The organism is Puia sp. P3, from assembly GCF_050632245.1.
GTDB lineage: Bacteria > Bacteroidota > Bacteroidia > Chitinophagales > Chitinophagaceae > Puia.
Map to the genome: position 1 here is coordinate 279,845 of NZ_CP192583.1, position 16,099 is coordinate 295,943.

The 16,099-nt window shown below is 56.0% G+C and carries 20 protein-coding genes; 10 read left to right on the plus strand and 10 right to left on the minus strand.

All coding sequences use genetic code 11. The features are described from left to right. The first annotated feature begins 110 nt into the window (after positions 1-110). The 5 genes from ACQ86N_RS01545 to ACQ86N_RS01565 all read left to right on the plus strand — a co-directional run bounded on the left by ACQ86N_RS01545 (position 111) and on the right by ACQ86N_RS01565 (position 3,770). Complete coding sequence (locus tag ACQ86N_RS01545) at positions 111-1,082, plus strand: hypothetical protein (protein WP_431213625.1); 972 nt, start codon at positions 111-113, stop codon at positions 1,080-1,082. A gap of 70 nt (positions 1,083-1,152) precedes the next feature. Further along, positions 1,153-1,722 carry a hypothetical protein gene (locus tag ACQ86N_RS01550; protein WP_431213626.1) on the plus strand — a complete coding sequence of 190 codons (570 nt, stop codon included), beginning with the start codon at positions 1,153-1,155 and terminating at the stop codon, positions 1,720-1,722. A gap of 210 nt (positions 1,723-1,932) precedes the next feature. Then, positions 1,933-3,099 carry a tetratricopeptide repeat protein gene (locus ACQ86N_RS01555; protein ID WP_431213627.1) on the plus strand — a complete coding sequence of 389 codons (1,167 nt, stop codon included), beginning with the start codon at positions 1,933-1,935 and terminating at the stop codon, positions 3,097-3,099. Positions 3,100-3,210: 111 nt separating this feature from the next. After that, on the plus strand, positions 3,211-3,462 hold the full coding sequence (locus tag ACQ86N_RS01560) for a YbhB/YbcL family Raf kinase inhibitor-like protein (protein ID WP_431213628.1): 252 nt from the start codon (positions 3,211-3,213) through the stop codon (positions 3,460-3,462). Between the two features lie 23 nt (positions 3,463-3,485). Continuing rightward, positions 3,486-3,770: a YbhB/YbcL family Raf kinase inhibitor-like protein gene (locus ACQ86N_RS01565; protein ID WP_431213629.1), complete on the plus strand. Its 285-nt coding sequence runs from the start codon at positions 3,486-3,488 to the stop codon at positions 3,768-3,770. Between the two features lie 45 nt (positions 3,771-3,815). On the opposite strand, the gene ACQ86N_RS01570 is transcribed toward ACQ86N_RS01565, so the two are convergent. Beyond that, positions 3,816-4,310 (minus strand): hypothetical protein, encoded by a 495-nt coding sequence (locus tag ACQ86N_RS01570; protein ID WP_431213630.1) that lies wholly within the window; start codon positions 4,308-4,310, stop codon positions 3,816-3,818. Between ACQ86N_RS01570 and ACQ86N_RS01575 the strand changes: the two genes are divergently transcribed. Together ACQ86N_RS01575 and ACQ86N_RS01580 are read left to right on the plus strand one after the other, a co-directional pair. Continuing rightward, positions 4,309-5,133, plus strand: a complete 825-nt coding sequence (locus ACQ86N_RS01575; protein WP_431213631.1) for an alpha/beta hydrolase-fold protein — start codon at positions 4,309-4,311, stop codon at positions 5,131-5,133. The two genes, ACQ86N_RS01570 and ACQ86N_RS01575, sit on opposite strands and share 2 nt — an antisense overlap. A gap of 137 nt (positions 5,134-5,270) precedes the next feature. Then, positions 5,271-5,549, plus strand: coding sequence for a hypothetical protein (locus tag ACQ86N_RS01580; RefSeq protein WP_431213632.1), 279 nt, complete (start codon positions 5,271-5,273; stop codon positions 5,547-5,549). A 54-nt stretch (positions 5,550-5,603) separates the two neighbouring features. Here ACQ86N_RS01580 and ACQ86N_RS01585 read toward each other — a convergent pair whose 3' ends face one another. Beyond that, entirely contained in the window at positions 5,604-6,968 is a 1,365-nt protein-coding gene (locus ACQ86N_RS01585) for a dipeptidase (RefSeq protein ID WP_431213633.1), read from the minus strand. A 277-nt stretch (positions 6,969-7,245) separates the two neighbouring features. Here ACQ86N_RS01585 and ACQ86N_RS01590 point away from each other — a divergent pair, with 277 nt between their 5' ends. Continuing rightward, on the plus strand, positions 7,246-8,238 hold the full coding sequence (locus ACQ86N_RS01590) for an alpha/beta hydrolase (protein WP_431213634.1): 993 nt from the start codon (positions 7,246-7,248) through the stop codon (positions 8,236-8,238). A gap of 86 nt (positions 8,239-8,324) precedes the next feature. After that, complete coding sequence (locus ACQ86N_RS01595; RefSeq protein ID WP_431213635.1) at positions 8,325-9,215, plus strand: AraC family transcriptional regulator; 891 nt, start codon at positions 8,325-8,327, stop codon at positions 9,213-9,215. 127 nt (positions 9,216-9,342) lie between these two features. Here the strand turns inward: ACQ86N_RS01595 and ACQ86N_RS01600 are convergent, their stop codons facing one another. The 7 genes from ACQ86N_RS01600 to ACQ86N_RS01630 all read right to left on the minus strand — a co-directional run bounded on the left by ACQ86N_RS01600 (position 9,343) and on the right by ACQ86N_RS01630 (position 14,984). After that, on the minus strand, positions 9,343-9,717 hold the full coding sequence (locus tag ACQ86N_RS01600) for a hypothetical protein (protein WP_431213636.1): 375 nt from the start codon (positions 9,715-9,717) through the stop codon (positions 9,343-9,345). Beyond that, positions 9,695-10,291 carry a hypothetical protein gene (locus tag ACQ86N_RS01605; protein ID WP_431213637.1) on the minus strand — a complete coding sequence of 199 codons (597 nt, stop codon included), beginning with the start codon at positions 10,289-10,291 and terminating at the stop codon, positions 9,695-9,697. The genes ACQ86N_RS01600 and ACQ86N_RS01605 overlap by 23 nt, the downstream gene beginning before the upstream one ends. 428 nt (positions 10,292-10,719) lie before the next feature. After that, positions 10,720-11,274 carry a PID-CTERM protein-sorting domain-containing protein gene (locus ACQ86N_RS01610; RefSeq protein ID WP_431213638.1) on the minus strand — a complete coding sequence of 185 codons (555 nt, stop codon included), beginning with the start codon at positions 11,272-11,274 and terminating at the stop codon, positions 10,720-10,722. A 289-nt stretch (positions 11,275-11,563) separates the two neighbouring features. Then, positions 11,564-12,148, minus strand: coding sequence for a Crp/Fnr family transcriptional regulator (locus ACQ86N_RS01615; RefSeq protein WP_431213639.1), 585 nt, complete (start codon positions 12,146-12,148; stop codon positions 11,564-11,566). A 109-nt stretch (positions 12,149-12,257) separates the two neighbouring features. Next, positions 12,258-13,301 (minus strand): cation diffusion facilitator family transporter, encoded by a 1,044-nt coding sequence (locus tag ACQ86N_RS01620; RefSeq protein ID WP_431217944.1) that lies wholly within the window; start codon positions 13,299-13,301, stop codon positions 12,258-12,260. Further along, on the minus strand, positions 13,204-13,590 hold the full coding sequence (locus ACQ86N_RS01625) for an LptF/LptG family permease (protein ID WP_431217945.1): 387 nt from the start codon (positions 13,588-13,590) through the stop codon (positions 13,204-13,206). Before ACQ86N_RS01625 ends, ACQ86N_RS01620 begins: the two co-directional genes overlap by 98 nt. Further along, complete coding sequence (locus ACQ86N_RS01630) at positions 13,515-14,984, minus strand: LptF/LptG family permease (RefSeq protein WP_431213640.1); 1,470 nt, start codon at positions 14,982-14,984, stop codon at positions 13,515-13,517. Before ACQ86N_RS01630 ends, ACQ86N_RS01625 begins: the two co-directional genes overlap by 76 nt. Before the next feature lie 23 nt (positions 14,985-15,007). Here ACQ86N_RS01630 and ACQ86N_RS01635 point away from each other — a divergent pair, with 23 nt between their 5' ends. Next, positions 15,008-15,574: a hypothetical protein gene (locus tag ACQ86N_RS01635; protein ID WP_431213641.1), complete on the plus strand. Its 567-nt coding sequence runs from the start codon at positions 15,008-15,010 to the stop codon at positions 15,572-15,574. 53 nt (positions 15,575-15,627) lie between these two features. Here ACQ86N_RS01635 and ACQ86N_RS01640 read toward each other — a convergent pair whose 3' ends face one another. After that, positions 15,628-16,008 (minus strand): START-like domain-containing protein, encoded by a 381-nt coding sequence (locus ACQ86N_RS01640; RefSeq protein ID WP_431213642.1) that lies wholly within the window; start codon positions 16,006-16,008, stop codon positions 15,628-15,630. Positions 16,009-16,099 lie beyond the last annotated feature (91 nt).

The window sequence follows — 16,099 nt, forward strand, 5'->3', positions numbered from 1 at the left end:
TACAAGCACGAGTCGGCCGAATGCAGCGCAGTAGCCGCTACCCTCCGGGACCTCGCCGATCCGTCTTTGTCGAAAGAATATATTCGCGTGGTAGAGGAGGGGAACCCGCGATGGCCGACATCGCCTTTGGCATCATCGATAGTTTGCACCTGCCGCATCGTCAGGAGCTTGCGCTTCGCTGGATCGCGCAGGATCGCCTGGACGGCAAACAAAAGGGACTCGCATGGCTGGAGCGCGATCCACCCGACAACAGCCGCCTCATCCGGATCCTTAGCAGGTCTTCCTATACGATCAAATACCCGCCGTACCGCCACGAATCCCGCACCACGCGCGAAGGCTCGCGGCCCGGCGCCACCATCCACGTCGACGGCCCGGAAGCGCTGATCCGAAAATACTATCTGCGCCTGTTCCGGCTGATGGGACAGGGTGGGGTAGACTCCGGCTTAATGCGAAACGCCTCGCTCAATCGCGACACAAGGATCCTGTTTTCGTTGCTTCTGCTCAGGTCGGGCAACGGCTGCTGTGTGGCGCCCCTTTTCGACTCTTACTATATCGATACCTGGTATAACGCACATCTACACCCGAGATATGATACGTACCTGAATTTATTCCCCGCAACGGTCCCCCGCCCCTTTCAGTCGTTAACCGACTCGCTGCTTTTACAGGCGCGACTGACCGGCCTGCCCTCCTTCGATTCTTTGCTTCGGTCCAGCCGTCTGGCCGACAGCACCCAGCTGCCCGCCAGCTACATATCGCTGATGCTCCACAACTATCCAGACGCCGACCTTTCGGCATTCGACCGGCATATGACGGGGCTGGCCCTGCCGCTGGCGCTATACGACTATTTACACGGGAAGGATGTCCGCCCCCGCCTGCCGCTGATCATTTCGCACCAGTCGGGCTTTGAGGATTTATTGAGATCCGACACGATCATGAACGAACGACTCCCGATCGCCTGGCTGCTAGCCCATACCGGCGATCCGCTTGCCGCGCAGGTCGCGACAGAGGCGGCCAAAGTCGTGGAAAAAAGCTTTTTGTTTTTAACAACTACCCCTACGCCGGTCGCGCGGCGGAGATCCTGAACATCTATTCCCAACATCGGCGCTAAATCCGCCGGGTTTTGCATAAATTACTGTTTCAAAATTGCTACCGTTGTCATTCAATAAAATAATCATCAGCAGCGGTCACCTGACAGACAAACCCGACCGGCCAAAACCCAGATTTCCCGAGTCGAAGTCGGGCCTGGTTTGGGAGCTCATGGCCCGGCAGCTCGATTCCTGGAAGGTCGGCCCCGGCGACCTCGCCATCTGCGGCGGCGCGCGCGGCAGCGATATCATTTTCGCGGAGCTCTGCGCCGATCGCGGCGCCGAAGTCTGGTTATTCATCTCCCTTGACGAAAAAGACTTTCTCGAGCAGTCCGTCGAACAGACGGACACCGACTGGGTACAGCGCTTCACCGCCCTCCGCCGGCACGATGGCGTAAAGACCATTTTCCAGAACCAGGAGGCGCCGCCGCCAAAAGGGCTTTCTCCGTTTGCCGCCGCCAATATCTGGATGATCGACACCGGCCTGCGGCTCTCGCACAACCCCGACCACCTCTATGCCATCCTCACCTGGGACGAACAGCCCGCGGGCGACGGCCCCGGAGGGACGTCGGATTTTGCAGACAGGGTCCGCAAAGCCGGCGGGCACCTGGCCATCATCAATCCGACAAAGCTGTAAGTCTATTGGTCGCTGATAACGACTAATTTTTGTATCATTGTTCTGTCCAAAAAACCTTGACTATGGCTCCGCCTCCATCAGGAGAAATTGACTACACAAAAGTCTGTTTCGTGATCATGCCTTTCGGCAGGAAGCCGGTCGGCGACAAGGAGATCGACTTCGATCTCATCTACCACACCGTTTTCGAGCCCGCTATCGCAGCCGTCCCACTTGCCCGAAGGCGGGCTGCTGATCCCCAAAAGGACCGACCAGGACTACTTCTCCGCCAACATCGACACCGAGATGTTCAGGTACCTGGAATATTCGAGATTCGCGATGGTCGATATCACCGGACTCAACGCCAACGTGTTTTACGAGCTGGGCGTCCGGCACCGCGGCAATCAGACTGGTACTGCCATATTCCGGCAGGAGAAGACCCCGCTGCCCTTCGATATCGGCCATATCAAGGCCTTCCCGTATGACTACGAACCCATAGAGCAGGTGCCGGCTTCCATAGAAAAAATTACAAAGGTCCTGTCGGAGTCGCTGGTTTACAACCGGATCGATAGTCCCGTACAGGTAGCGCTGCAGGACCAGCAAAAAAGCGCGCAGCAGGCCAGACAGAAGGGAAAAGAGGATTCGGAAGCATTCCAGATGGCAGCGACCAACGCGATGCGCAACGAAGACTGGCAGACCGCGATCGACAGGTATCAGGACGCGGTCAACGCCGACGAGGGCAACCCGCTGCTGCATACCACCCTGGGCCTGCTCCTCAGAGACCGGGGACACTGGCCCGAGGCAGTCGGCAATTTTGAAAAAGCCACGCAGCTGTCGCCTGACTATGCCGACGCCCGGCGCGAACTGGGAATCGCCCGTAACAAGCTGGCCCCGGACGCCGCGGCCTCCGGGGAGGACGACCTGCAGAAGGCCATTAGCCTGAACCCAAACGATTTCGACGCCTATGCCTCCCTCGGCGGTATTTATAAAAGGATGAAGGACTATGACCGGGCGCTCGATATGTACAACCAGTCGGTAAAGGTATCCAACGGACATCCATACCCGCTGTTGAACGCGCTGATCCTTCAGATCAGGAGCAAGGGGTTGGCGTCTATAAGTTTTCCCCAGAAGGTGTTTTTGCAGAGGGCCGAGATCTCCGTCAGCAAACAGGTGAAGAACGAGCCTCCCTACAATACGCCCTGGAGTTTTTTCGACCTCTCCACCATCTGTCTGCTCACCGGCAGGAAGGACGAGGCGATCGCGTGGCTGCAAAAAGGAGCGCCGTACGCAAAGGCCTCCTGGAATTTTGCGACCCACCTCGAGACGCTGACGCTGCTGAAAGACCGCAAGGACGAGTTGCCCGGCTGGGAAGACCTGGTCGGGATGTTGCAGCAGTTGTGATGCCGCCGTCAGGTGGTCGGGCAGCCAGACCAGGACCCCGGGATCTGCGCGCAGTGATGATCCCGCCATCTATCCGGCACAGTATTTTCTATACTATTCAAAAGACTATTTATGCAAAAGCCACGAAAGACACTGGTCGTATCCAGCCCGGAGTTCGTAGAAGGCGGGCTGATACCCACAAAATTCACCTGCAAGGGTAAGGGCTTCAACCCGGCACTGGTAATCGACGGAGTTCCAGAAGGTACCGAAAGCATGGTCCTTATCATGGAGGATCCCGATGCTCCCAAAGGCTTTTTTACGCACTGGGTGATCTTCGATATTCAACCCGCCAACAGCATTAGCGAGAATAGCGGCCAGGGGTAAGCGGACTGAACACCCTCGGCGAAATGGGGTATACACCACCCTGTCCACCCTCGGGTCTCCACAGGTATTTTTTCCACCTCTTTGCGCTCGACCGCGGACTCAACCTGCGGCCCGGCTCCACCAGGGCTGCGGTCGAAGAAGCCATGAAGCCTCACGTGCTCGCCTACGGTACCCTGATGGGTAAGTTCGGCGACGCCAGGCACCTTTCGCGCGAGGACTCCGCGACCGAAGGCTACCACGAAGAGCGCACCATCGTCGACGAATCCGGCGCGGGCGCCTGGCAGACAGACAAGAAGATTCAGCACTAGATCAGCAACCATCGGACGATCTTATCACATTTTGGCGGACTTTCATCACATTTGAATATTTTGTCGGATATCCGGGCGTAACATTACCGCCAAAACCTTCAAGATATGAAATACCTCTTCCTGACAGCCGCCCTCCTCATTTATACCTTCTCCAACGGCCAGACCCCGCCGGACGGCGCTACCCCTCAGCCTCCTCCCGATAATTCCATCAAAGTCGGAAAGACCGAAGAAATACATTCCAAAATTCTCAGCGAGCAGAGGCGCATCCTCGTGTCCCTGCCGGGCAGCTATTACGATGGCTATTTCTATAAACGCCGCTACCCCGTGGTCTATCTCCTCGACGGGGACTCGCATTTTTACAGCGTCGCCGCGATGATCAGACAAATGAGCGGCGACGGCGGCCTGGCCTTCCCCGAGATGATCGTCGTGGGGATCATAAACACAGACCGCAACCGCGACCTGACACCCACCCGCGACAGCACCGAGATCAGGATGGGCCGCGGCGCCGCGAACCACAAGTGGGGGAGGACCGAAGTTCATGTCATTTTTGTCGGACGAGCTGATCCCGCATATCGACTCCGCCTACCCGACAACACCCTACCGCGTCTTCATCGGCCACTCCCTCGGCGGTCTCATGGTCGTCGACGCGCTCGCCAACCACCCCGGGCTGTTCAACGGCTACCTCGCCATCGATCCCTCGATGTGGTGGGACAGGGCAAAACTCCTCAACCGGATGCGTGCGGCTCACGCGGACTACCGCGGTGCGTCGTTATTTTTGGCCGGAGCCAATAGCCTGCAGCAGGGATTGGATACCGTTAGCGTGATGAAGGACACGGCGACTATTTTCAGCCGCCATATGCAGTCGATCTTCAAATTGCGCAACGAGTTGATTGGCGCAAACCATCTCTACTTCGGCTGGAAGTACTACCCCGAATACGACCACGGCAGCGTGCCCCTCGTCGCGGAATACGACGGCCTGCGCAGCCTCTTCGACTTTTATAAATTCGACTTCCGCCACGACGAATTCGAAGACCCGGGCTTTAAAGGCGATACGCTGATGGCCGCGCATTTTGCGGAGATCAGCCGCCGGATGGGCTATACGGTCCCGCCGCCCGAACCCATCGTCAACAACATCGGGTATTCCCTGATGGGACACGGTCAGGCACAGCGGGCCTACTATTATTTTCATTTGAACATGGAGAACTATCCCAATAGTTTTAATGTCTATGATTCGATGGGGGACTGGTACCTGGCTCAGGGGCAAAAGGACAAGGCGATCGGCTCCTTCGAAAAGGCGCTGACCCTCCGCGAAAACCCCGATACCCGGAAGAAGTTGCTGCAGCTGCAGAACGTTCACCGGTAATTCGGCTTGCTGCTCTGAAGTCTCCGGCGCCCGCCCCTGGCTTCCGCTACCCCCGGCTCCCGCCCCCTGGCTTCCGCTACCCCCGCTCCAGCTACCCCTGGCATGCTTTTTTTGGCGGAGGTATAGAAAGGATTCTTATGGAAAATGACAAGCCAAAGGGCAAAGAGCTCTCGAAAGAAGAAGAGAACCAGAAGAACGCGGAACACCCTTCCAACGAAGGCAACGAACGCGCCCGCAAGCCGGACCCCGAGACCCTCGGAACGGCCGATCCCGAGGAACACATGAAAGGTCCCATATCTTCCTTTATGCAAAAAGTAAGGAAGGTCGCGGAAAACAACGACGACAAGGCCGTGCCGCCGGCCGACGGGAAAAAAGTGAATAATTTTCTGAGAAAAATGGCGAATGATCATCGCTGATACAGCCAGCTGAAGACCTTTTCGGGTGTTGCTGGCGGCCATTGTCGATCTTATTTATCCCTCCGCAAAGAATTTGTGGAAATACGGTATCGTCTCGATCCCCTTGTAAAAATTCACAAGTTCGAATTTCTCGTTCGGCGAATGCAGATTGTCGCTGTCCAGACCAAACCCCATGAACACGATCTTCACACCGAGCACTTTTTCGAACAGGGAACATATCGGAATGCTGCCGCCTCCACGTACAGGTATAGGCGCTTTTCCGAACGTCGCTTCGATGGCCTGAGCCGCCGCCTTATAGGCCTTGCTGTCGATCGGCGTCATATAGGGCTCGCCGCCGTGGTGCTCTTCCGCCTTGACGGTGACGCCGGGGGGCGCGATCTGCCGGAAATAGTTGAGCAGCTTCTCTGTGATGACGCCGGCCTTTTGATTCGGCACCAGACGCGCCGAGATCTTGGCATAGGCCTTCGAAGGCAGCACGGTCTTGGCGCCTTCGCCGGTATAGCCGCCCCAGATGCCATTCAGCTCGAGGGTAGGGCGGATGCCCGTGCGTTCATTGGTGGTATATCCTTTTTCACCCCAGAGCTGGTCAACGCCGAGGTCTTTCTTGTACTCGTCTTCGTTGTAGGGGGCCTGGGACATTAATTTACGCTCGGCGGGCGTCGCCTCCACCACGTCGTCATAAAATCCGGGTATGGTGATATGGTTGTTCTCGTCGTGACAGGACGCGATCATCTTCGCCAGCATGGTTATCGGGTTCGCTACCGCCCCGCCATATACGCCGCTGTGCAGATCCCGGTTGGGCCCCGTCACTTCGACCTCGATATACGAGAGACCCCGCACGCCGATATCGATGGAGGGGTTTTCCATGCTGAGCATGGCCGTGTCGCTGATGAGGATGACGTCGGCCTTCAGCAGGTCTTTATGGGCCGTCAGGAATTTGGCCAGACTGGGGCTGCCGATCTCTTCCTCGCCTTCGATGATGAATTTAATATTGGTCGGGAGGGTATTCGTCTGCACCATCGTCTCGAACGCCTTCACGTGCATATAGAACTGTCCCTTGTCGTCGGCGCTGCCGCGGGCATAGATCTTTCCGTCCCTGATGACGGGGTCGAAAGGTCCGCTCTTCCAGAGATCAAGGGGGTCGGGCGGCTGCACGTCATAGTGGCCATAGACCAGGACAGTGGGTTTGTTCTTGTCGGTGATCTTTTCGCCATAGACGACGGGGTGGCCGTCGGTCGGGTAGATATCGGCCTTGTCGACACCGGCGTCTATCAGGCGCTGTTTCACGGCCCCGGCGCATTTCTGCATATCGGGCTTGTGCTCGCTGCGGGCACTAACGGAGGGGATGCGAAGCAGCTCGAGGAGCTCGCTGAGAAACCGGTCTTTATTCTTTTCCTGATAGTCCTTCCAGATTGACATAACGCTGATTTGGAAGGCAAATATAGGATATCATCAGATACCCCGTGACTGCTTTTCGTCTGTGACGCAGGTAGGTGTCCGGCGGTCGTGCCACGGGTTGCAAGGCGACCCTACTGCCGAAAACGCCTCAAATGGGACGACCTGGCTAAATGCCCTGCCAAATGCGTGGCTTTCCATTTCTTAATCTACATTAAGCCACTTTCTTAACCTTGGTCATTTCGGTGTTTGTATTTCCGTCCTAGCTTTGTATCATCCATCACAACCAAAATCATTTTGTATGAGCACCACAACACAAGCCATTACTCCCGTCGACTATCTGGCAGACGAGCACCTGACCCCTGGCGTCAAGGAATTTTTGAAGATCGTCAACGCGCCGGGCGGCAAGCCGGTGGAGAGCCTGCCCAAGCTGGCCGCACGTCAGGTGCTGATCGATGCCCAGAAGGCGTTCAATGTGGACTATTCCGGTATCGAAGAGTCCGAGAAGACGATCGAAGCGGACGGCTATACCATAAAGCTCAATATCGTAAGGCCCGAGGGCGCGACGGGGCTTCTCCCGGTCTTTATCTTCATACATGGCGGAGGCTGGATCCTGGGCGACTATCCTACCCATCGCCGGCTGGTCCGCGATCTGGTGGTAGCGTCCGGCTATGCGGCTGTTTTCGTCAATTATACCCCCTCGCCCGAGGCCCGGTATCCTCAGGCTATCAACGAGATCTACGCCGCCACCAAATGGGTCGCTGCCAATGGTAAGGAAATTGGGGTGAACGGCGGCAACCTTGCCGTCGTCGGCAACAGCGTCGGAGGGAATATGACCGGCGTCACTGCGCTGATGGCGAAGGAGGGTGGTGGTCCCACTATCAAGCTGGCGATCATGATGTGGCCCGTGGCCGACGCGACCTTCGAACAGGAGTCCTATGAGCAGTTTGGCGCGCAGCGTTTCCTCACCGAGCCGCTGATGAAGTGGATGTGGGACCAGTATACGACCGACCTCGAAGCGCGCAAGGAGAAACACGCTTCTTTGCTGAACAATACCGTCGAAGACCTGAGGGGCCTGCCGCCGCACCTGCTCCAGGTGGCAGAGAACGATATTCTGCGGGACGAAGGCGAAGCCTATGGCCGCAAGCTGGGCGAAGCCGGAGTGACCGTCACGACCGTCCGCTACAACGGAATGATACACGACTGGGGAATGCTCAACGGGCTGGCCAACGAGAACGGGACGAAGTCGCTGATCCTTCACGCGGCTTCCGAACTGAAGAAATATTTGGGATAAAGAGTGTGTTGTGAGCTGACCAAGCCGCCGGCCGCGAGGCTGGCGGCTTTTTTGCGGCGGGCCCAATTTTGGGTAATTTGCCGCTTATGAAAGAAAAGATCCCGGTCTACAAAATTGCTAACCTGACGGCCAGGCCATTGGACCCGGGAGACTTTATGATCGAAGGGTTCCAGGGTTATCTCGGACGCCAGTCCCCCCACCTCCACAGCCCCCACCGCCACGTCTTTTACCACCTGGTGTGTTTCAAGGGCGGGACCGGTCACCACTCGATAGACTTTACCCGATACCCCGTCGAAGAGGGGCAGATCTATTTCATGACGCTGGGTCAGGTACACAGCTGGTCATTCACAAGCCAGCCTGAAGGCTATGTGGTCAACTTCTCCGAAAATTTCCTTCGCAATTTCCTGCTCAGTCCCAACTACCTCGAACGGTTCAGCTTTTTCAGCGGAAACAGCCAGGACAGCGTGGTCCAGATGGTCTCGCCGGTAAAGGAGAAGGTCTACGGCATCCTGGACAGCATGCTAGAACACTACTACAACCACGCGGAAAAGGACCCCGACCTCCTGCGGACCCTGCTGCTGCAGCTGTTCCTCACGGTCCAGAACGGCATCGAGACCGCCAAACCTACCGCGCAGCCGGCCGTTTCCCAGAAACAACAACTACTGGCGAGCTTCAAGAAATTGATCGAACAGCATTACAAAACCCTCCGCCGCCCCAGCGAATACGCCGAACTCCTCTTCATTACACCCAACCACCTCAACGCCCTCTGCCAGGAACTCCTCGGCCGCGCCGCAGGCGAGGTCATCCGCGACCGTGTCCTCCTCGAAGCCAAACGTCTCCTGACCAATGCCGGCATGACCGCGACGGAGATTGCATATGAATTGAACTTTCAGGACAACTCTTATTTCAACCGGTTCTTCAAGAAATATGAGGGCGTGACGCCAGACGAGTTCAGGAAGGCGCATATAATGAAATGAACCGATTGGGGATCACAGCCGCCCAACCCTCACCGGCCATCCGCCGCCCCCATCCCTATCACCCTATTCACCACCACCAAAACCACCAACGGCACCGGCGAGATCAAAAACTCAAAAACCGTCGTCGTCAATCCCCGCGCCACCATCGGCAGCCCCCGCCCACGGCATCAAAAACACCCAACAGCGTCAGCAACACCAGCATCCCCACATACAGAATATGCCAGACCGACAACACCCAACCCTGGCTATTCCGGAAAAACGCAAACACCCCCAGCCCATAAACTACAATCGCTATCCCGAACTTCATAAAATGCCTCAGCGACCGCGACGTGCCCTCCAGAAACCCCGGCGCACACAGCACCAGCTTGTAAACCACATATACGAAGATCACCGCCGCCAGCCCCACGGCCACGCGCCGCGCCCCGCTGAGCCCAAAGCCCCAACGGTCGCCGCCCGCCGCCCCCGCACCCCGAACATCGCTATTGAACTCCAACCTGCGCATGGACACGAAGTTTTTTGGTGAACACGGGATCCCGCGAAAAAATATACCACAGCCAGAAGATCGCCGCATAGACGAGGAATGAAAAAAGATAGTGGTGCGTAAAATCCAGCCAGTCCGGCCGCCGCAGGAACACCTGTACCAGCGCCATACAGCGGAGAACATTGATCACCTCGATAAAGAGAAGGCCGCCCGCCACGAATATCAATTTCCTCCGGGCGGAGGAAGGCAGACAGATGATAAGGCCGGCATAGAGCACCAGCAGCTCGAGACCATTGCAGACATCGGCGATATACAATACTTTTTCCTTGCCGAGGAAGAGATCCATCCCCTGTTCCTGAAAAGGGTGGCCGTCGGCATCGATACTGGTATGGGTGCCCTCGCGGGTCGAGTAGGGCCGCGAATGGTCGAACGTGTTCAGCGTGGCTACCGTACCCGCCGCAACCGCGTCCGTAAGAGGCCTGTCCAGTGTGCGGTGTGGAAGGAGGTACAGCAGATAAATGAGCTTCCATACGGCAAAGAGGAGGGTGGCTTTCAGAAGAAATAGTTTTACGGGCCTCGGAACATTATTTTTCATCAAAAACCTTTATTTTAGACTAAGTCTTTAAACTGACCCTTAAGATGCGAATCCCTTCGTCCACCCCCCGGCGCCGATCGAAAGTCCGTGTATTCAAACATCGTTACAGGTCCATTTACTTCTCGCCGCTGGCGTACGCCGTCCATCGGCTGAAAATATGAAACTGAAAAAAGTATTTCGCTTTCCCGAAATACTCCTTCCTTTATCGCTGCTCGCTGGCCTGCCGGTCGTCATTCATAAGACGATCGGCATTCAGTTGCACGACACTTAACTTTGTCTTCGGCGGTGTTGGTTGGGGTTATTTTTATCTCGGAGATGGATACTCGTCGGTGTTGCCGTCTTGTCACGGCTGGCTATGCTGCATACGGCTCAGGCCATTGTGTTCATCCTAAGCCGGCTCATCTTCCGGATCATGGCGATCGCCAAAATCATTTCGGATCGCGGGGCGCGCGCTTCGGAATGAACTTCTTTACGCCAAGCCCGACTCCTGCTGCCAGCAACAGGCTGATGCCACCATCGATAGGTGCGGAAGGAGACGAACCGCCGCTCGAAGGACCACCGCCCGATGTGGGGGGAAGAGGCATCGATCCGCCATCGCCGGCGCCGCCGCCACTGCCACCACTCCCGCCGTCGCCGCTACCGCTGCCGTTGCCGCCCTGGCCGTTGCCGTTACCATTTCCATTGCCGTCATTGGCGTTGCCACCCGAGCCGGGACCTTCCCTGTGCCCAGGACCCTTGTGATCCTTGTCGCCTTTGTCCTTGTCGCCGGGACCCTTGCCGTTGTCCTTGTCCTCGCCCTTGTCATGATGGCCCCTGAACAGATCGAGGAAATCGTCCCAGGCCTTGTCCAGCCAGCTTTGTCCATGGTCCTGATGTAATACTGAAGGGGAGCCTTTGCCGCCATCATTTGCTCTCGCGGGTGTGAAGGTGAGAATAGGGCACACGAATAGTAGTGTGATTGCAAAGGGTAAAGCCTTTTTCATAATCGGTGATTAAAGTGATGAAAAAAGAGTGCTATGATTCAGGCTGTAAAGAGGCTTACCGGATTTACGAGGAGCGTAGACTTTAAATAAGAAATTCAGAGGAGATTGGGCACAGTTGAATTGACAATATGAATATAAGAAATTATACCAATATTTCCAATAGCAATAAGACGGGATTTTTTTCCACAGTTACTGCTTACCGCAATACTTATATGCAAATGACTTGCCACAGGTCGCCGCAACCCTCACCGACTACCCATCGACGGGAGCCTGGCCGCCAAAACACGACCTACACCGCCCGCCGGTACATCGAACTCCTCATCTTACTCAAAAACTCCGGACTTACTCCGATGTATTTCGCGATCTGGGTCTGGGTCACCCGTGCGGCGATATTCGGATACTTATCTATGAATGACGTATAACGCTGCTCCGCCGTATGCGCGACAGACGCCCTCCACCTCCCCTGCAGATGCGCCAGATTCCGCTGCAGCAACAGCCGGAAGAACCGCTCGAACTTCGGTACCCTTTCCAGCAGTTCGTTCTTGCTCCGGTAGTCCAGCAACAGCAATTCACTTTCCTCCAGCGCCTCGATGAACATGTCCGAAGGAGACTGCTCGCCAAAACTCTGCGGGTCGCTGACCCACCAACCTTCCACGGCAAAACTCAGATTGGTCTCGCTGCCGTCCTCATTGATATAGTATCTACGTATACAGCCTTTTATAATAAAGGCCTCCACACTGCAAACGTCTCCCTCCTGCAGCAGGAGCGACCTCTTCCTTACCCGTCTGAAACGCAGCAGCGAATGAAAGATCCGGCGCTCTTCTTCCGTAAGCTGGATACAGGCACCAACGATGTTGTCGATTTGTTCAAACATAGTGCAGTTTTTAGAAGTTAAGGAATAGGTGGAGGACGGCGGCGCAGTGTAAAATTATCCCATGCACCACTGCGAAAGATTATCTAAACCATAGGTTTTATGGTATAGTTTACCGATTAGGGCGGAGCGCCCCCGGCGCGTCATGGCCCGGAAACTCAATATGCAGCTGCTCCCTCGGCGACGCCGCGACAGGAGCCTCGTGCTTCTTGTTCCTCACCACATTCTTCAGCGTCCACTCGACACGCGTCTCGAACGCGTGCTTCCTCACCGCACACTCCTCCTTCATACAGATCCGGCAGGAGAAATCCATACAGGCATCCGTATGCACGAAGAATTCGACCGACTCACCCCATCGTCCCCTTATCAGCGCCGTCAGCGCGTCGATCTCTGCGTGCGCTTCCACGACATTGAGATACCAGGGCACAGTCAGATGACAGTCCACGTGCAGCAGACCGCCGTATTTGATCACGCGGAGATTGTGCAGATCGATCCAGTTGCGCCGGCGGTTCGCGTTGAGATAAGCGACCATCTCCTGTAGCAGCTGGAGATCCGCCTCGTCCATGATCCCGGCGACGGATTTGCGCAGGATGTGGTAGCCTGTGTAGAGAATTATCCCCGCGAAGATCAGCGACACAACCCCGTCCAGCCAGACCATACCCGTTATACGGATGAGTACCAGACCGGCGATGATCCCGGCCGTGCTGTAGGTGTCGGACTGCAGGTGGCGGCCACCCGCCTGGAGAGCCATGGAATCGTTCAGCTTGCCGCGCCGGATACAGATCGCACCCACGACAAAATTGACAACCGCCGTGACGGCGACGATATAGATGCCCTGATCCAGCTTGACCAGCGGATGCGGGTTTATAAAATCCGTAATTGCCTCGTAGATGATGATCATCCCCGCCATCAGGACCAGGGCGCCTTCCACCGCCGCTGAGAGAAATTCCGCCTTGCCATGACCGTAGGGATGGTCCTCGTCGCGGGGCTTGGCGGCGACGTGGAGGCTATAAAGCGCAACAAATCCGGCAATGACGTTCACGGTGCTTTCCAGCGCGTCAGTAAGCACCGCAACAGACTGGGTGAGATAGTAGGCTGCCAGCTTCAGGAAGAACAGAACAACGGCTACGCCTGCGACCCATCGCTGGAGACCGATATTTTCCTTGCTTTTTCCATTCACGTATACGCGCGGCCAAAGTTCTGATATTCCGGGATAACCGGAAGTAAAATTCTTTGTTGAACAGTTGACTGTCGTTGAGCGCTTTATAAGTCAGGAACAGACCCACGGGTACCAGCACATAGGTAGCCAGCCACATCCCCACCATCGGACTAAGTACGGCCTGTCCGGCCAACTTGCGGCCGAAATTGGTCAGCAGGAAAAAGATGACGAAGAAGACGACGGCGAATACCAGCGGAAGACCGATACCCCCTTGCGGATGATCGATCCCAGCGGCGCGCCGATCAGGAACATCACCAGCACCGCGACGGCCATCGTTATCTTCTCGTGCCACGAGGACTCCATCTGGCGAAGGTTGTGGTCTTCATTGCTGAACATAATGGCGGGCTGGTCAAGACCCGTTTTGGCAGCGCTGATGGTCGATATGGTTCGTTCGAGTACGTTGGAATACACGCTGTCCGGCATCAGGTCGGCAAAGACCGGGTCCTGGGGCGCGTTCGGCACCGGCCGGATCGCGACGTCGGGATTCGCGGGTATCACGGGCGCCGGAGCCGACGGCTTCTTCTTCGTCGCGGCGGCGATCACTTTATCGATAGAATCTTTGGCGTGTTTCAGCGAGTCCTGCCGTTTCCGTTCGGTCACCCACAGACGCTTCACCGAATCGCGCGCGATCGCTTCCGGCTTGAGATAGGCAAGCACCGGCGTAGGCGCCTTCTCCACCTTGTCCCATCCCGTCGTGTCGAGATAGCGTTTGACCTTGACATTCATCGCGACGATATCTCCCGCACGCTTCGAATAGTCCTGCGTCATATGCCGGACGGAGTCGATGGCATGGCCCAGCTGGGGCAGCGTCTTCATCTGGTAGTTATTCCTGAAATTGCTGTCGTCGGTGCGGGTCATCTTGAAGGTCGAGAGGTCCATCACCTTCTTGTACTTCTTAAAGCTCATACGCGTCAGCTCGGTACCCGTCTGAATACCCCCTTTGCCCGCCTGCTCCTGATAGCGGCTGCCGTCATAGAGCGTGAAGATCAAGTTTTGCTGGTTCGGCGTGACGACCATGGTTCCCCTGTCGGCGACGATCACGTTGTCCTGCGCATTACCGGTATTATTCTGTTCGTAGATGACGACGCTGCGGATGGTCGAGTCGTCCTTCTCCTTCTTGCCGATCTTGATCACAAAACCCTCGATCTTGTCGAAGAATACGCCCTCTTTGATGTTCAGGGCCGGCTTCTTCATGATGATATCGTATTTGAGGGTATTCATCTTGAGATTGGCCAGCGGCAGGATATTGTTGTTGAAATAGAAGGCTACTAACGTTAGTCCCAGACTCACGACGAACAATGGCCGGAGGAAGCGCAGCAGGGAGATGCCCGCGGACTTGATCGCAACCAGCTCGAACGTCTCACCCAGATTGCCCATGGTCATGATGGAGGAGAGCAGCACCGCCAGCGGCATCGCCAGGGGTACCACCGTTGCCGCGACATATACCAGCAGCTGCAGGACGATAAAAGCACTGAGCCCCTTTCCGACGACGTCGTCGATATACAGCCACATGAATTGAAGCACCAGCACGAACAGGGTAATGAAGAATGTCGCGACAAAAGGCCCGATAAAGGCTTTTACGATCAGAATGTCCAGCTTTTTGAACAGGCGGCTAAGCACAGGGGATGACTTATCTTTAAATTATGGAAAGCGCAAATCTACAACTTTCGCCAGAGGAAATGCGGCTGGTCGCCGAGCCGGGCTGGATTTTAACGAAGAATTCCATCATCAGGAAGACCGTCGGGCTTTTTGCCGCGCTTAGCGAGGATTATAAGGGGCTGTTGCAGTCGCCTGTCTTCCCAAAAATATCCAAAGGCGAGAACTACCAGGGCCTTCCCTACGTCATGCTGGACTATCCCCGTCTCTTTGGCCGGGAGGACGTGCTGGCGGTAAGGACATTTTTCTGGTGGGGACACGCATTTAGCGTAACGCTTCATCTGAAAGGGGAGTATCTCGCGCGGTACAGGCCATTGCTGGGACGTCACCGGGCAGTGCTGGCGGAGGCAGGATTCCACGTCGGGGTCTCGGACGACGAGTGGAGACACGAACACGTTCCGGAGAACTACCGGCCAATAGTAAGCGCGGATGACCTTGAACGGGGGCCGTTTCTCAAACTTTCCGCGGCATGCGGACTCGATCGCTGGGAGGAAGCACAGACAGTATTGGGGGGATTCTTTCGGGTGTTGGCAGGCGTGCTGGAAGAGGGCTGAATACCGGCCCGCGCAGGGGCGAACACCCACTAACGTTAGTGGGCCGGCCGGCGTTAGTTGCCCAGCCGGTGAAAAAGGTCTTTCACCTGGTACGACCACAGCTGGCTCTGATCTTTCACCTCGCTCTTGCCTGCAAAGTCTTTTATGACCAGGATCGTCTGGTTGGTTACCTCGGACTTCTCGATACGAAACTCAAAGAATTCCTCGTCCGGAGCGTCCATCCAGTGAAAACGGATAAATTTATCTAATTCACTTTCAGTGACTTCCGCCTTATCGGTAGTGCCATTCCAGGAAAAACTGAACACATTATCCCGCTCGTCGACTCTATCTGCAAACCACTCCTGCAAACCGGCAGGTGTGCTTAGGAATTCATATAGGATCGAGGGTGAACATCTTACCGGATACTCTAACGTAAATATTTGTTTCTTACTCATCTATGTGCGATTGTGTCGTTTGGACCAAGCTACCCCACAACTAACCATATCATGCTGCGCGGTAAATTCCTCCCCGCCGGCTCAAACTGCC

Coding starts and splice junctions, on each gene's coding strand:
- ACQ86N_RS01640 (WP_431213642.1), bottom strand. CDS start 16,008: ATGAGTAAGAAACAAATATTTACGTTAGAGTATCCGGTAAGATGTTCA.
- ACQ86N_RS01610 (WP_431213638.1), bottom strand. CDS start 11,274: ATGAAAAAGGCTTTACCCTTTGCAATCACACTACTATTCGTGTGCCCT.
- ACQ86N_RS01565 (WP_431213629.1), top strand. CDS start 3,486: ATGGGGTATACACCACCCTGTCCACCCTCGGGTCTCCACAGGTATTTT.
- ACQ86N_RS01560 (WP_431213628.1), top strand. CDS start 3,211: ATGCAAAAGCCACGAAAGACACTGGTCGTATCCAGCCCGGAGTTCGTA.
- ACQ86N_RS01590 (WP_431213634.1), top strand. CDS start 7,246: ATGAGCACCACAACACAAGCCATTACTCCCGTCGACTATCTGGCAGAC.
- ACQ86N_RS01580 (WP_431213632.1), top strand. CDS start 5,271: ATGGAAAATGACAAGCCAAAGGGCAAAGAGCTCTCGAAAGAAGAAGAG.
- ACQ86N_RS01575 (WP_431213631.1), top strand. CDS start 4,309: ATGTCATTTTTGTCGGACGAGCTGATCCCGCATATCGACTCCGCCTAC.
- ACQ86N_RS01605 (WP_431213637.1), bottom strand. CDS start 10,291: ATGAAAAATAATGTTCCGAGGCCCGTAAAACTATTTCTTCTGAAAGCC.
- ACQ86N_RS01595 (WP_431213635.1), top strand. CDS start 8,325: ATGAAAGAAAAGATCCCGGTCTACAAAATTGCTAACCTGACGGCCAGG.
- ACQ86N_RS01585 (WP_431213633.1), bottom strand. CDS start 6,968: ATGTCAATCTGGAAGGACTATCAGGAAAAGAATAAAGACCGGTTTCTC.
- ACQ86N_RS01615 (WP_431213639.1), bottom strand. CDS start 12,148: ATGTTTGAACAAATCGACAACATCGTTGGTGCCTGTATCCAGCTTACG.
- ACQ86N_RS01570 (WP_431213630.1), bottom strand. CDS start 4,310: ATGAACTTCGGTCCTCCCCCACTTGTGGTTCGCGGCGCCGCGGCCCAT.
- ACQ86N_RS01635 (WP_431213641.1), top strand. CDS start 15,008: ATGGAAAGCGCAAATCTACAACTTTCGCCAGAGGAAATGCGGCTGGTC.
- ACQ86N_RS01545 (WP_431213625.1), top strand. CDS start 111: ATGGCCGACATCGCCTTTGGCATCATCGATAGTTTGCACCTGCCGCAT.
- ACQ86N_RS01600 (WP_431213636.1), bottom strand. CDS start 9,717: ATGCGCAGGTTGGAGTTCAATAGCGATGTTCGGGGTGCGGGGGCGGCG.